Genomic DNA, 13409 nt, shown 5'->3' with positions numbered 1-13409 from the left:
AAAGGTTAATGATGTTTCAGTGTCTGCTGCATTGAGGTTTTTGATGCCAATGTAGCGAAAAAGTTTATTTTGTGATGTTTTTTGCCGGTGGTGTTCATTATAGCGTTTGGCTTTATGGTCAAGGAGGGAGGTTTGCAATTGGTTGCAAAATGGCCAAAGAGTAAAAATGGGTCAGACTGAAGCCTTCATACTGGCTCATTATGTGGCTTGGACAAGTTAAGAAAGGCGATGGAATAAGATTCAAGCCGGTAAAAGGCCGTCACTCAGATGCAAGGCACAGCTGGATAGGGAATTGCCGCAAGCATAAGAAAATCCGATGACTCAAAGGCCATCGGATGGGGTTCTTTTCTGCAGGCGTCGAACGATTTTGCCAAAAAGACTATATGACATTGATCGTATGGCATTGATCGTATGACATTGATTGTATGGCATTGACCATTGGGTTGGCCCAATGCAGTTTAGAAGCGGTAGCTGACGCTCAACTTGGCGTTGCGTTCGGCCCCAGGCATACCGCCAAGGAACATGGCCTTGTCATAGTAGCGGGTGTTGAACAGGTTATTGAGGTTCAGCTGCACACTCCAGTCATCAGCCTTGTAGGCAATGGCAGAGTCCCAAACTGTATAGGCGGGCACTTTGCCATCCGGGATCCCGAAGGAAGCCGAGTTGGTGCTGCGCTCGTCGACATAACGAACCCCAAAGCTGACAGACAAGGGATTTGGCAGCGCCTGCCACTGATGACTGTATGTAACCCAGGCACTGGCACTGACCTGGGGAACCCCTTTCTGGCGACTGTTGTAACTGCTGGAGTTAGGGTCATTTTTGTTGCGTGCATCCTGGTACAGACCGTTGAGGTTTATCAGCCATTCTTCGTTGAGGTGGGCGTTGAGATCCAGCTCGGCACCTGTGGTCTTATCCATGCCGTCGTAGAAGAACTCGGGTACTGAGATGTTGTAGTCAGGCGCGCCTTGTTTGTCATTGTATTCCGGGTTGCTGTAACGCAAATTGGTACGTTCACTCTGGAATAGAACCAAGGAACCGAGCAGTTGATCGTCAAAGCCCTTGAAGCGCATACCGAGATCATAGCTCAGGGACTCTGAATCCTTTCTATCTGCTGCGCGGCCACTCTGTGCGCCCGTTACGGCACCCAGCACGCTGTAAGCCGTGCGTCCCTTGGCATGGTTGATGAAAAATGACAGGTTATCGGTCGGCATATAGGTCAGACCCAGGTTGTAGGTCATGCCGTGATCTTTGCTGTCCTGCTCCGGAGTCGGGTCTTTCTTTGGCGTGCCCAGATGACTGTACTTCTGTTCAATCTCATTGAACGCCACACCCACCCTGGCAGTAAAGGTTTCACTCAGGTAACCCACATACTGCATGCCCAGGCCCCAGGCGCGGACTTGTTTGTTGTAGTTGTCCTTGAGATCAGGGTTGTAGTCCTCAAAGGCCTTGTCGCTCCAGTTGGGATTACGGATATCCAGAATATAGGGCAGTTCACCGCCGCCATCTTTGTCGTACAGTGCCCAGCTCTTATAAGCGATATCTCTGTCTTCCAGGTTGGCATTCAGCAACAGCTCACTGTCTACGCCTGCCAGGCTGAAGTTGTAGCGCATATCGGCAAAGTATTGCCAGGATTTCTCGTGGGCATCTACCTTGCGGTATTCCTGTCTTCTGGCGGCATAAGGGTATAAGACATCATCAATTACCAATGGAGCACGGGGATCGGCGTTGATCACGTCCACGGATTTGACCTTACGTTTCCAGTACACATAGTTATAGGCGCCAGTCTGGCGAATGAACCCGGACTGATAGTCTCGATACTGTAACTGCTGATTAAGTTGCAGATTGTCGCTAAGGGTGATGTTGTGGTTTAACTTGAAGCGCCACTCTTCGCCTTCATTGGGCCTGCTGATGGGAGAGGCCAGGCTGGTATCGCCTATATCGAAGGGTTCGAGACCGTCGCTCGCCACCAGGGAATCAGCCAGTTGTTGCCGCTGCGCCTGGGTCAGTTGAATGCCGGCACCATTAGGGTCGTTAATCAAATCTTGCCAGCTGACTTGTGCGCCGCTCAGGCCACCGGTAGAGGCGGCGTTGTAGATACGTATCGGGTGGCCTACAGAGTCTACCTGCACAGAGTCTTTAATCCAGGCGGCCGACAGCACCAGATCTTGAGCGTTTGAAGGCAGAATTTTCAACGAGGCATAGACTTCATCTCTGTCGCTGCCGATATCACGATAGCCATCGCTACGGGCATGTTTGGCCACCAGACGATAGGCCAGGGTGTCGCTCAAGCCTCCGGTAGAGTCGAGCCCCAGGCTGTAACTGTTCCATGAGCCCAGTTCGGCGCTGACTTCTGTGCTGTCCTGAAATTGAGGTTTCTTTTCAATAAGGTTGATGATCCCGCCGGCGCTGCCCATACCATAAAGCCCGGTCGCCGGGCCTTTGAGCACCTCAACCGCTTCCACATTGGTCATGGAGCGGGTGGGATTAAAACTGTTGCCGAGTCCTGCGCCGCCGTACATACCGTCATAAGTGTAGTTGGCGTCCAGGCCACGGATCACCAGGTTATCACCTATGCCGTAGTTGTTGCCGGCTTGGGTAACACCACTGATGTTACGCACCAGATCCTGCAGCGAGTCGGCTCCCTGGGCGGCAAACAGCTCTTTATCTATCACCACCAAGGCAGCCGGGGTTTCCATCAGCGACATGTCTGATTTGGTCGCCAGTCCTGAATTCATTACCACTTTGTTCTGTTTACCATAAACGGTAATACGTTCTACATCCTGTGAAACCTGTGGTGGTTGAGTTGTTTCGTTTGCCTGTGTGGCCTGTGCCATGGTCAGTGACAGACAAGCCGTCACCGCCAGAGATATTGCGGATTGCTGCATTTGAGATCATCCCCTCGAAAGTAGGGTGCGAATGATAATGGTTTTTATTTGTGTTGCAACAAAAGTTTCAAACTGTATCGGTTGACTGGGTATTTTTTGACTAGGCCACATGGATCCGCTTTCGAGAGCCTAAAGAGGCAAGTTTTTGAAAAAAATTTAAAAAAAATCGTTTTTTTATTGAGACTGACCAAAGTACCTGCCTGTGTTGATCACTATACGCAAGTCGTGAAAAACGGATCTTGATCACATTTAATTTTAACCTTTACGTAAAGGTAAGATTGAAACGATCGTTTGATTTTGGTTGTGGTTGCGTTTTTGTTAGCTATTTGTTTTTGTTGGTTATTTAAAGTTGACCCTGACGAGAGTTCGAAACGGATATTAACGGATTAGACCTAAGTTTTAATGATATTTTGTGGAAACTATAAATTTCATTTGGTTATTTAATTACGTAACAAATTACTTTGTTGCCAATGTGGTAAAGTTGTCTGACATTTTTCTGTAATCTGCAGGTTAAGTCTTTTTGTTGTTTTGATTTTTGATTGTAAAACAATATCTTGATGTTCAATTTTTTGCTTGGTCATACCAATTTTAAGTCAAGTTGAAGCCTAGGTTTTGCCGGTTTTTTCGACGTTTTGACTGTTGCAAATACAAATGTTTATCGATAGGTTTTAGTACGAAACGAACATTTGCAGGGTTTGGCAGGCTTTATTCTGCCTCCCAGGGAGACAGCAAGATGATAGCAGAGACAGTCGCACAGCAAGGGCTCAGTATAAAGGGGGCCGAAATACCACAACAGCAAAGCCTTTTTACTGAAGGTGCGCTCAACTTCCTCGAGGCTCTGTGTCGGGAGTTTGCTCCGGAAGTGACCAGTTTGCTGGAAAAGCGTGAGCAACGTCAGCTGCGGATAGACGGTGGTGAGTTACCGGACTTTTTACCGCAAACCCGAGCCATTCGAGATGGTGATTGGCAAATTCGCGGTATACCGGCGGATCTTAAAGATAGACGGGTCGAGATCACCGGGCCTGTGGATCGCAAGATGATCATCAATGCGCTCAACGCCAATGTAAAAGTCTTTATGGCCGACTTCGAAGATTCGCTGGCACCCAGCTGGCAGAAAGTGGTCGAGGGCCAAATCAACCTGCGTGACGCCGTCCGCGGTGAAATTGATTTTACCGCGCCGGAAACCGGCAAACATTATCAATTGCAGGCCAACCCTGCGGTATTGATTGCCCGGGTGCGGGGGCTGCACCTGCCGGAAGCGCATGTCGAATTCAACGGTAAGTCCATTCCCGGCTGCTTATTCGATTTTGCTTTGTACTTCTACCATAACTATCGCCAACTGCTAGCCAAGGGCAGTGGACCTTACTTCTATATTCCCAAGCTGGAAAGCCATCTTGAGGCACGCTGGTGGGCCAAAGTGTTTGCCTTCGCCGAAGAGCGTTTCTGCCTGCAGAGTGGCACCATCAAGTGCACCTGCCTGATTGAAACCCTGCCGGCCGTGTTCGAGATGGAGGAGATCCTCTATGAACTGCGCTCCAACATAGTGGCGCTCAACTGTGGCCGGTGGGATTACATTTTCAGCTATATCAAAACCTTGAAGAAGCATCCGGATCGTATTTTGCCGGACCGCCAGCAAGTGACCATGGATAAACCGTTCCTCAGCGCTTATTCACGTCTGCTGATCAAGACCTGTCACAAGCGTGGCGCGCTGGCGATGGGCGGCATGGCGGCCTTTATTCCCGCCAAGGATCCGCAAACCAATGCCCAGGTACTGGAGCGGGTTCGCAAGGACAAAGAGCTTGAGGCCCGAAACGGCCATGACGGCACCTGGGTGGCGCACCCTGGCCTGGCTGATACGGCCATGGGAATTTTCAACGAATATATAGGTGAAGAGCACGCCAACCAGCTGCATATCACCCGCGACGTGGATGCACCCATCCTGGCGGCCGAGCTGCTCAAACCCTGTGATGGTGAGCGCACCGAAGAGGGGATGCGACTCAATATCCGTATTGCATTGCAGTACATAGAAGCCTGGATTGGCGGTAATGGTTGTGTGCCCATCTATGGCTTGATGGAAGATGCAGCCACAGCAGAAATCAGCCGCGCCTCTATCTGGCAATGGATCCAGCACGGACAAAAGCTTTCCAACGGCAAGCCGGTGACCAAGGCACTGTTCAGCGCCATGTTGAAAGAAGAGTTGGCCAATGTGCGTGAAGAGCTCGGCAGCGAGCGTTTTGATAACGGTCAATTCAAGCGGGCGGCAAGTTTATTGGAAGAGATCACCACCGCCGATGAGCTGGTGACCTTCCTGACCTTGCCGGGCTACGAGCTGCTTACCCAGTAACCCAATAACCATTTACGGCAGTTGCCCGCGGGGGCTGGGGGCTGCCAAATTACCCTACGAAGGAGAGTTAAAATGACCAAGGCAACACAGAATTCACGTCAGGCGCAGATAGAAGCTTTGAAAAAGGATTGGGCTGAAAATCCACGTTGGCAGGGCGTTCGCCGTCCATTTACCGCCGAAGAGGTTGTGGCATTGCGCGGTTCAGTGGTTCCTGAAAACACCATCGCCAAGCGCGGCGCAGCCAAGTTGTGGGAGCTGGTTAACGGTGGCGCCAAGAAGGGCTATGTCAACTCTCTCGGCGCTTTGACCGGCGGTCAGGCGGTGCAGCAGGCCAAGGCCGGTATCGAGGCCATCTACCTTTCAGGCTGGCAGGTGGCGGCCGATGCCAACCTGGCGGGCACCATGTATCCGGATCAGTCACTCTATCCGGCCAACTCCGTGCCTGCCGTAGTGGGGCGAATAAATAACTCCTTCCGCCGCGCCGATCAGATCCAGTGGAGCCAAGGCAAAAACCCGGAAGATGAGGGTTATGTCGATTACTTCCTGCCGATTGTGGCCGATGCGGAAGCCGGATTCGGTGGCGTGCTGAACGCCTATGAGTTGATGAAGTCCATGATAGACGCCGGCGCTGCCGGGGTGCACTTCGAAGATCAGCTGGCCTCAGTGAAAAAATGTGGTCACATGGGCGGCAAGGTTTTGGTGCCGACTCAGGAAGCGGTACAGAAGCTGGTGGCGGCCCGTCTGGCAGCCGATGTATCCGGAGTGGATACTCTGGTGATTGCCCGTACCGATGCCAACGCTGCTGATTTGCTGACCTCAGATTGCGACCCCTATGATCGCGACTTCATCACCGGAGAGCGTACCCAGGAAGGTTTCTACCGGGTGAAGGCAGGTTTGGATCAGGCCATTTCCCGTGGGCTTGCCTATGCACCTTATGCCGACCTTATCTGGTGTGAAACCGCTAAGCCGGATCTGGAAGAGGCGCGCCGCTTTGCCGAAGCCATTCATGCCCAGTATCCGGATCAACTGTTGGCCTATAACTGTTCACCTTCGTTCAATTGGAAGAAGAACCTGGATGACGCCACCATTGCCAAGTTCCAGCAGGAGCTTGCCAACATGGGCTACAAGTACCAGTTCATCACTTTGGCCGGTATTCACAACATGTGGTACAACATGTTCGATCTCGCCTACGACTATGCCCGTGGCGAAGGCATGAAGCACTATGTTGAGAAGGTTCAGGAAGCCGAATTCGCTGCCGCGCAGAAGGGATACACCTTTGTGGCGCACCAGCAGGAAGTGGGTACAGGTTACTTTGATCAGGTGACCAATGTTATCCAGGGCGGCCAGTCCTCTGTCACGGCTCTGAGCGGTTCGACCGAAGAAGAGCAGTTTTAATCCCCTGTGTTGGCGTCCTCGGGCGCCACTTCCCCGGAAATGAACCTACGCCATTTTCGGGGGTAATTTGTGACTTCCCAGTCATTTGAGCCTTGTTGCTTGTGTTTTGGCGACTCATTGAGTCGCCTTTTTTTGTTGTAATTGTGTTATTTCTTTGAAGTTTGTGCTTTATTCATAACAAGAGTTCCATTCTCAAGCCCAGCACTGGGCCAATACCTGAAAGAGTTGAGTCGTATTTGAAATCAGCCAACAAGGGGGTGGATTACTGGACCCGCAGGATCAGTGATCAGGAAATGCCCGCACTTTGCTCAACAATAAGGACATTGGAAAAACTCGCCAAGGACGATGTGTCCTCCATGGCGATTCTGGGGCGCAGCATAATGCACGACAATGCGCTCACTTCCCGCATTTTGCGGGTGGCCAACAGCGCCATCTATAACAAGGGGATAAGCCCTGTTACTACGGTCAGCCGCGCTGCTGTGGTGCTGGGGTTCGACACCATCCGCAATATCTGCATTACCGCCAAACTCCTCTCCAGTTTGCTGGAAAGCAAAAATCTGACACCCTCGGTTTACCAAAGGTTGCTTAAGCTGATGGCTCAGGCGTTTCAGGCCGCCATGTTGGCCAAGATGATGCTTGACGGCTACGATGAGGAGTTGCAGGAAGAGGTGTTTATCGCCGCGCTGCTCTATCACCTGGGTGAGAGTGCCTTTTGGAGCACGGGAGCCGAACTGGCCGAGGAACTGGATTCAGCCCTCAGCGCCGAGAGTGATGCCGTAAGTAGGCTCAATCTGGTGCGCGAAGCGCTCGGGACTTCATTCAATCAGCTCAGCCAGGGGTTGGCCCGCAGTTGGGGCCTGGGTGAACTCTTGTGCAAGTCGCTCAGTAATCCCGATGAACGCACGCCGGAAATTCGCAGTATTTTTCTGGCCAATAAACTCAGCGAAGCGCTGGCCGGCGCCTCACTCAAACCCGAGGAGCTGGAGCGGCGCCTTAAACAAGCCGCCGATATGCTAAAGCTGGATACAGATGAGTTTCGGGGTCGGGTCCTTCGCTGTTCCAACGCTACCGCCAAGTTGGCCGAAGCCTATGGTGCCAAAGTACTTATCGAGTATCTGCCGGACACAGATCTGCTGCTGCCTCCGGAGAGGTTGGCTGAGGTTGTGGTGCGCGAGGAAAATCTTGCGTTTCAGCTGAAAAAACTCAGGGAGCTGACCGGCTTTGCTGTTGAGAAGACTGATTTCAATAAGGTAGTGACCACGGCATTGGAGGGAATACTCGAGGGCATTGGTCTCGACCGCTGCGCCGTGCTCTTGCTGTCACCGAGCAGGCGCATGTTGCAACCGAGAATCGCGCTTGGGGACGGCGCCGAGGAGATGAAAAACGACTTTATTCTCGAGCTGGAAGGTCGCGGTACCTTGCTGAAGGATTGCATCGAAAATCAGCGTCTGATCTGGCAGGGCGAGGGAGCCGATAAAGCTGTACTGGGTGAACAGCTGGCGAGAAAAGTCCCCGCCAGTGGTTTTTTGCTGGCACCATTACAGGTGGATAATAAGGTGATAGGCGTCTATTACGCTGACAGAGCCAGTTCAGGCCGGGATATTCATCCTGAAGATTTTGACAGCTTTGGTCACTTCGTGCAGCTGGCCAATATCTGTTTTTCAGTTGCCTTCAGGCACTGATTTCTGCTTTTTTCGATACAGCTTTATCTGATCGGTAATTCTGGGCGCCAGGGCGTTGGGAATGGGAAAACTCAGGCTGTATTGCAGTATTTGCCAGCCTTGTTCGGTTTTAACAAGCGTGCCTGTGCCCCGTCCAAGTCCATAGGACTGGCTGTCCAGCAGTTCATCGAACACTATCACCTCGCCGTGCTGCACCAGGCGGCGTGAGGAGCTTTGGTAAGTCCAGCCCTGGGTGGCACGGGCATACTGCTCAAATTCAACCATATTCCAGTATTCACTGGCATCTGTGCCGATAAATCCCGCATCAGGGCTGAAAAGGCTAAAGTAGCTGTCCCAGTCGGCATTGGCAGCACTTTGGTGCAGTTTATCCAATACCAAAGCGGCCTGAGTTTGGCTGTCATCGAGCTGGCCGCTTTGCTCTTGGCCGGTTTGATTGCCGGCTTGTGGGTTATTTGCCAAGGCTGAATGGCCGTAAATCGCTAGCAGCGCTGTAGTCAGCAACAAAGGTTTAAGGTGCAACATAATGTTCCCTATTATAATTTTTTATTATCGAACCCAGCTTAACCCAATTGGGCACAAGATGTGAGCCAAAGGAGGGGGGAAGTGTGCAATTGTACTGTTGCAAGGATGACCTAGTGCCAATTCAAGGGATCGAGACGATAGAAGCGGCTCAGTTCCTGGTAGAGTTGCGGATAATCGGCTTTCATCTGCTGCGGTTGCTCGAAGAATACCTCGCTTATGACAGCAAAGAACTCGGCCGGATTGGTGGCGCCGTAGTAACTGAATAGGCTGGGCTCACCACGGGCGGCCTGAGCCTGCAGTTTGGCAAACTCCTGCCCCAAAACCTGCGACCACACAGGGTAGGCGTTGAACTCACCGAGTCTGGGAGCGCCATTGGCATCGCCTGCTTCCTGATCCAGTTGATGGGCAAACTCATGGATCACGACATTCCTGCCGTCTGCCGGATCGGCGGCGTCATCCAGGGTATTTTGCCAGGAAAGGACGACTTTCCCCTGCCCCCAGGATTCTCCCGCCAATAACCTTTGACTGTGCCATTCCAGGCCATTGGCATCCCGCTGCTGCTGGCGAACAATAAAGGCCGATGGGTACACCAGAATTTGTCTCAGGTTAGGGTAATAGTCGGTTTGACGATTGAGCAACAAGAGACAGGCCTGTGCGGCTATGGTTACGCGGATTTCATCATCTATCTCCAACCCGTCGCAACCGACAAACTGCTTTTCCGCCAGAAATACCTGAATGTGTTTCTTGAGCTGCAGTTGCAGGTCACTGGGCAGGGAACGGAAATAGGGCATACGTTTTTTCAGGATAGTGCGCCATTCCTTGGGGAAAGGCTTGGCGCGTATCTTGTCTCTGCGTCTGCGATCCCGCCAGGACTGGCTGAGGATCCAACCTATGGCGCTGGCGCCGGCGGCGAGGGTTATCAGAATGGCCAGCATGATCCGGCTCCATGGCTAAAGCGTCTAACCAGATCTGTGGGGGCTCAGTGGGAATAACTCAAGCTTGCTGCATGAAAAACAAGCAAAAAAAAGCTGACAGCAAAGAGGTTGAAACCTGTTATCGGCTGTCAGCAAAGGGTGGGAGTGTCAAACAGTCCACGCAGTTCAAGGGAAAGAGTTAGTCCGGCATAAACTTCTGTTCCAGCTCGCGGCGCTCTTGTGGCGCCAGGCTGTGATGATGCTTGATAAGCAAACGTATCAGGCGTGACTTGGCAATATCACAGTCGCTGGCCATTTCGGCCAGGTGGCTGATGGCCGCTTCACTCAGGGTAAAAGTCGCCTTGCGAAAAGGTTCGTGGCGACGTTTGGGTATCAGCTTTTGCTGGGTGGCTTCCTGATTGGTGGAAGCTGTATTGGAACACAGTTGCTCAACCGGCATAGTTACCGCCGCTTGTTGTGTTTGTCCCATGGCGTAATAGATGGCGCCGTCGATAAACTCATCCAGGGATTGCATGGCCATCATATGTCTGCGGGCATCAACCTCAGATGGCGTAACGTTTTTCTTCAGATCGGCCAGTCCCATACTGAGTCCTCATGCTGTTGAGTTGGTTGGTCATCAGGCGGCTGCGGATCTCAGTGGCATTCTGTGCCTGCAGCATTTCGCAGGCGATGGCACGGATCTCGGTGGCGGCCTTGCCCTTGGGCTCGAATTCAATTACCGAGCGGCCGGACTCTTCGCTGTCATCATAGATGTTGCGGCTGTAGGTAATGGCGTCCAGCACATTGATATCGTAGGTTTTACAGACTTCCTTGGCCTCGAGAATACGGCTGGCCTGGTTGGGCAGGTTAGGGCACTGGGTGATAACAAAAGAGGCGCGCATCTTGGGGTTTATCATCATGCAGGTGGCGACTATATCATCCATATGGCTGACGGTTTTAAGATCGCGGCGCTTGGGTCTAAGGGGCATAAGTACATGGGAGGCTACTGACATGGTGGCACGTAGCGCCAAGTTGTCCTGGCCGCCGCAATCGACTATCACGTAGTCGTAGTGTTGCTCCAGGCTCAGTAGATCGTTGCGGATTTTGCCATAGAGTTGCACACAGTTGATCCCGGCTAGCTTGCTGTCGTTGTTGCGGGCCTGGATCCAATCAGAGGTGGTTCGCTGAGGGTCGCAATCCACCATGATCACCGATGCGCCACACTCTACCGTGAGAAAAACGGCAATGTTTTGTGCCAGGCAGCTTTTGCCGCTGCCCCCCTTTTCACCGCCAACGAGTATGATCATTGTCTTGCCCTCTGAAAGCTTGTTCTTAAGTTATTTGTTCTTTCCCTGATGGCTTACAACTTTCCTTGGTTCGGAAATGTTCCCTACTTAATGTTTACCGTGTCGTTGCTTGTTTGCGCTCCCAAAAGCTTTCGCTGACGGAGGTGAACAGTGAACGGTAAAACAAATGTAAAAGTTAAATTGTTTTTGGTCAACTTGATGATTTTTATTGGTTTTTATTGTTTTTTTTGGCGTCATGTTTTTGGCGTTACCCTCTTGGGTTGTCGTAATAATGGCGGTGTTATCCATGAGTAAGGTGGCCGGAGAAATTATCAATAAAATTATGTCGTTAAAAAAATGTTGCCGCGTCATTTATTTGTTAAAACTGAACTGTGCCCGGATCCGAACCGCCAGAGTCTCTTTTATGACACCGCCAATACTGTATATAGGAATTAAAAGTATTTTTTTAGATTTAAAAAATATAAATAAATGTGATCTTTGTCGATTGGGCTGTTAATCAAACGCTTGGGTGTCTATGGGCCGAGAAGGGAGTGGTCTTTTATTACTCTATGCCGCTTGGTGAGCGTAGCAACTGTCATTTCCTTGCCACAGAACTCTGCCATGTTGGGATGCTAGCCAGACTTTTCTCTGGACGTTCCGACCATCTGCATTTATGCAAGGAGGCATTTATGGGCCACGTACTTAACCAGACCAGTCGCTTTGAAGTTGAGGAGTGTTGTCTGGCAATCCATGAACTCTTGTTGCTTAGAGACAGGGCTGGACTGCCCGTGCATGGACTAGATGACAGTTATTTGCCTGCCAAACCATTGTTGTCCTTATGTATCAGGGAAAATCAGCAAGGTGGGCAACTGGTGGCGCTGGCTTTGGTGCGAAGCGGCTCTGCAGCTGGATCTTGTCGGGAGTCTGGACACTATCTGCTACAGGATTTTCTGGTGTTGCCCGAATTTCGCCATCTTGGACTCGGCAGCTTTTTGTTGGAGACTGTCATTGAGCGATTATCGCTTCTGGGCTCGCCTAAATGGCAACTGATGCTGGAGGTGCTTCCGGGAGATGAAGTCTTGGCGCAGCGCCTGGGGTTCAAGTCAGGCGGCCATAGTGTGCCGGGAAATTTTTGGCTGAGAAGCGTAGGTTGAATCGAAAGCTTGCCTTTCTTTGTTGAAGGCCAGGCTAACGCTGCGGTTTACTCAGGTAGGCTAGTTGAGTTATCAATTCGGCAGTTATTCATGCCGTGGGTCACTTATACGTCGCTGAATTGACCTCAGACAAAAGTTGGCGCTGAGCCGCGCGGCTTGGCAGGCTTTCCACTCAAGTTTACTTTTCCGGAGTATACTGGCAACTTTAGCCTGAAACGGAGAGAAGATGCAGCCGGAACAGCAGTTGTTGGAAGCGATCAATCAGACCATGCCCTTTGGCAAGTACGCCGGACGCAAGTTATTGGAGCTTCCCGAGCCTTATCTGGTGTGGTTTCACTCCAAGGGGTTCCCCGAGGGCAAGCTTGGGCAGCAATTGGCGCTTATCTATGAGGTGAAGCTCAATGGTCTTGAGTCTATGCTGCGGCCCTTGCTACGTCCGTGAAGCTGTCAAAAGTGTGAACCCTATTAGCGATTTATGAAATAACACATGTTTTAATGGCGCAGTATTTCCAACGACAACAGGAAGCAACAGACAATGGCAAAATTGGCAAAGATCTTGGCGACCGCGGCTTTGGCTCTGGGTATATCTTCAGCCTGGGCACAAGGTGCGGTACATGAAGGCACAGTGGTCGACACCATGAATAGTGGCGGTTATACCTATGTGCAGATTAAAGAAGCCGATAAAACCTTTTGGGCGGCTGGTCCTCAGGTAGCTGTGGCCAAGGGTGATAAGGTGCAGGTGACCGAGCAGATGTGGATGAACAACTTCACCAGCAAGACCCTCAACCGTACTTTTGACAAGCTGATGTTTGTTGGTGAAATCGATAAGAAGTGATTTCATCCACTCTCTGTTAAAGTCGCGACTCTGTTCGCGGCTTTTTTATTTTCAGCCCCTAAACCACCTACTTCAGTAGGTGGTTATCATCAATTTAGGCTTGGCCTGTAAAGGCTACCCATGCTAATTGCTCTTTTGATTTTTAGCGAAGTCAAAGGACAAAAAGCATGAGTAGATACGAGCAAGCATCGCATGTGTATTGGCGATGTCAATATCATATAGTTTGGACTCCAAAGTACCGTTTTAGGATTCTCAAAAACAAAGTAGGTAAGGACGTTTACCGCTGTATTCACGTTTACAGTGAGCAACTTGGGTGCAAAGTAGTAGAGTTAAATGTTCAGGTAGACCATGTTCATTTAGTTATAAAAGTTCCGCCAAAGTTATCGATATCA

At 51.0% G+C, this 13409-nt stretch carries 12 protein-coding genes; 7 read left to right on the top strand and 5 right to left on the bottom strand.

Annotation, left to right across the window (positions count from 1 at the left end):
• Nucleotides 1-458 precede the first annotated feature (458 nt).
• Nucleotides 459-2885, bottom strand: a complete 2427-nt coding sequence (locus AYI96_RS14795) for a TonB-dependent receptor (RefSeq protein WP_144361866.1) — start codon at nucleotides 2883-2885, stop codon at nucleotides 459-461.
• Nucleotides 2886-3618: 733 nt separating this feature from the next.
• Between AYI96_RS14795 and aceB the strand changes: the two genes are divergently transcribed.
• The 3 genes from aceB to AYI96_RS14780 all read left to right on the top strand — a co-directional run bounded on the left by aceB (nucleotide 3619) and on the right by AYI96_RS14780 (nucleotide 8306).
• Nucleotides 3619-5229, top strand: a complete 1611-nt coding sequence (gene aceB / locus AYI96_RS14790) for a malate synthase A (protein ID WP_071477420.1) — start codon at nucleotides 3619-3621, stop codon at nucleotides 5227-5229.
• Between the two features lie 72 nt (nucleotides 5230-5301).
• A complete protein-coding gene (gene aceA, locus AYI96_RS14785; protein ID WP_039035087.1) occupies nucleotides 5302-6624 on the top strand; it encodes an isocitrate lyase in 1323 nt (440 codons plus the stop codon).
• A gap of 293 nt (nucleotides 6625-6917) precedes the next feature.
• A complete protein-coding gene (locus AYI96_RS14780; protein ID WP_144361914.1) occupies nucleotides 6918-8306 on the top strand; it encodes an HDOD domain-containing protein in 1389 nt (462 codons plus the stop codon).
• Here AYI96_RS14780 and AYI96_RS14775 read toward each other — a convergent pair.
• From AYI96_RS14775 to AYI96_RS14760, 4 genes are all read right to left on the bottom strand, one after another.
• The gene (locus AYI96_RS14775) at nucleotides 8286-8828 is read right to left on the bottom strand and encodes a nuclear transport factor 2 family protein (RefSeq protein ID WP_052248192.1); all 543 of its coding nucleotides are present in this window, start codon (nucleotides 8826-8828) and stop codon (nucleotides 8286-8288) included. The genes AYI96_RS14780 and AYI96_RS14775 overlap by 21 nt on opposite strands.
• Before the next feature lie 110 nt (nucleotides 8829-8938).
• On the bottom strand, nucleotides 8939-9763 hold the full coding sequence (locus tag AYI96_RS14770) for a zinc-dependent peptidase (RefSeq protein ID WP_039035085.1): 825 nt from the start codon (nucleotides 9761-9763) through the stop codon (nucleotides 8939-8941).
• 178 nt (nucleotides 9764-9941) lie between these two features.
• Nucleotides 9942-10346 (bottom strand): hypothetical protein, encoded by a 405-nt coding sequence (locus AYI96_RS14765; RefSeq protein WP_039035084.1) that lies wholly within the window; start codon nucleotides 10344-10346, stop codon nucleotides 9942-9944.
• On the bottom strand, nucleotides 10306-11049 hold the full coding sequence (locus AYI96_RS14760) for an AAA family ATPase (protein WP_039035083.1): 744 nt from the start codon (nucleotides 11047-11049) through the stop codon (nucleotides 10306-10308). The genes AYI96_RS14765 and AYI96_RS14760 overlap by 41 nt, the downstream gene beginning before the upstream one ends.
• 668 nt (nucleotides 11050-11717) lie before the next feature.
• Here AYI96_RS14760 and AYI96_RS14755 point away from each other — a divergent pair.
• The 4 genes from AYI96_RS14755 to tnpA form a co-directional block, all read left to right on the top strand.
• Complete coding sequence (locus AYI96_RS14755) at nucleotides 11718-12182, top strand: GNAT family N-acetyltransferase (RefSeq protein ID WP_186300074.1); 465 nt, start codon at nucleotides 11718-11720, stop codon at nucleotides 12180-12182.
• 226 nt (nucleotides 12183-12408) lie between these two features.
• Complete coding sequence (locus AYI96_RS14750) at nucleotides 12409-12624, top strand: DUF3820 family protein (RefSeq protein WP_028779188.1); 216 nt, start codon at nucleotides 12409-12411, stop codon at nucleotides 12622-12624.
• 93 nt (nucleotides 12625-12717) lie between these two features.
• The gene (locus tag AYI96_RS14745; RefSeq protein WP_039035081.1) at nucleotides 12718-13017 is read left to right on the top strand and encodes a hypothetical protein; all 300 of its coding nucleotides are present in this window, start codon (nucleotides 12718-12720) and stop codon (nucleotides 13015-13017) included.
• A gap of 167 nt (nucleotides 13018-13184) precedes the next feature.
• Nucleotides 13185-13409: IS200/IS605 family transposase (gene tnpA, locus AYI96_RS14740; protein WP_144361864.1), on the top strand; the 225-nt coding region annotated here is incomplete at its 3' end.

It is taken from the genome of Shewanella sp. MSW (assembly GCF_007636515.1).
Taxonomy (GTDB): Bacteria; Pseudomonadota; Gammaproteobacteria; order Enterobacterales; family Shewanellaceae; genus Shewanella; species Shewanella indica.
This window is presented reverse-complemented; position numbering and strand designations above follow the sequence as displayed.

What these genes read in the sequence shown, in the direction of transcription:
- AYI96_RS14770 (WP_039035085.1), bottom strand. Translation starts at nt 9,763, where the DNA reads ATGCTGGCCATTCTGATAACCCTCGCCGCCGGCGCCAGCGCCATAGGT.
- AYI96_RS14750 (WP_028779188.1), top strand. Translation starts at nt 12,409, where the DNA reads ATGCAGCCGGAACAGCAGTTGTTGGAAGCGATCAATCAGACCATGCCC.
- AYI96_RS14775 (WP_052248192.1), bottom strand. Translation starts at nt 8,828, where the DNA reads ATGTTGCACCTTAAACCTTTGTTGCTGACTACAGCGCTGCTAGCGATT.
- AYI96_RS14780 (WP_144361914.1), top strand. Translation starts at nt 6,918, where the DNA reads ATGCCCGCACTTTGCTCAACAATAAGGACATTGGAAAAACTCGCCAAG.
- AYI96_RS14765 (WP_039035084.1), bottom strand. Translation starts at nt 10,346, where the DNA reads ATGGGACTGGCCGATCTGAAGAAAAACGTTACGCCATCTGAGGTTGAT.
- AYI96_RS14755 (WP_186300074.1), top strand. Translation starts at nt 11,718, where the DNA reads ATGGGCCACGTACTTAACCAGACCAGTCGCTTTGAAGTTGAGGAGTGT.
- AYI96_RS14745 (WP_039035081.1), top strand. Translation starts at nt 12,718, where the DNA reads ATGGCAAAATTGGCAAAGATCTTGGCGACCGCGGCTTTGGCTCTGGGT.
- AYI96_RS14760 (WP_039035083.1), bottom strand. Translation starts at nt 11,049, where the DNA reads ATGATCATACTCGTTGGCGGTGAAAAGGGGGGCAGCGGCAAAAGCTGC.
- aceB (WP_071477420.1), top strand. Translation starts at nt 3,619, where the DNA reads ATGATAGCAGAGACAGTCGCACAGCAAGGGCTCAGTATAAAGGGGGCC.
- aceA (WP_039035087.1), top strand. Translation starts at nt 5,302, where the DNA reads ATGACCAAGGCAACACAGAATTCACGTCAGGCGCAGATAGAAGCTTTG.
- AYI96_RS14795 (WP_144361866.1), bottom strand. Translation starts at nt 2,885, where the DNA reads ATGCAGCAATCCGCAATATCTCTGGCGGTGACGGCTTGTCTGTCACTG.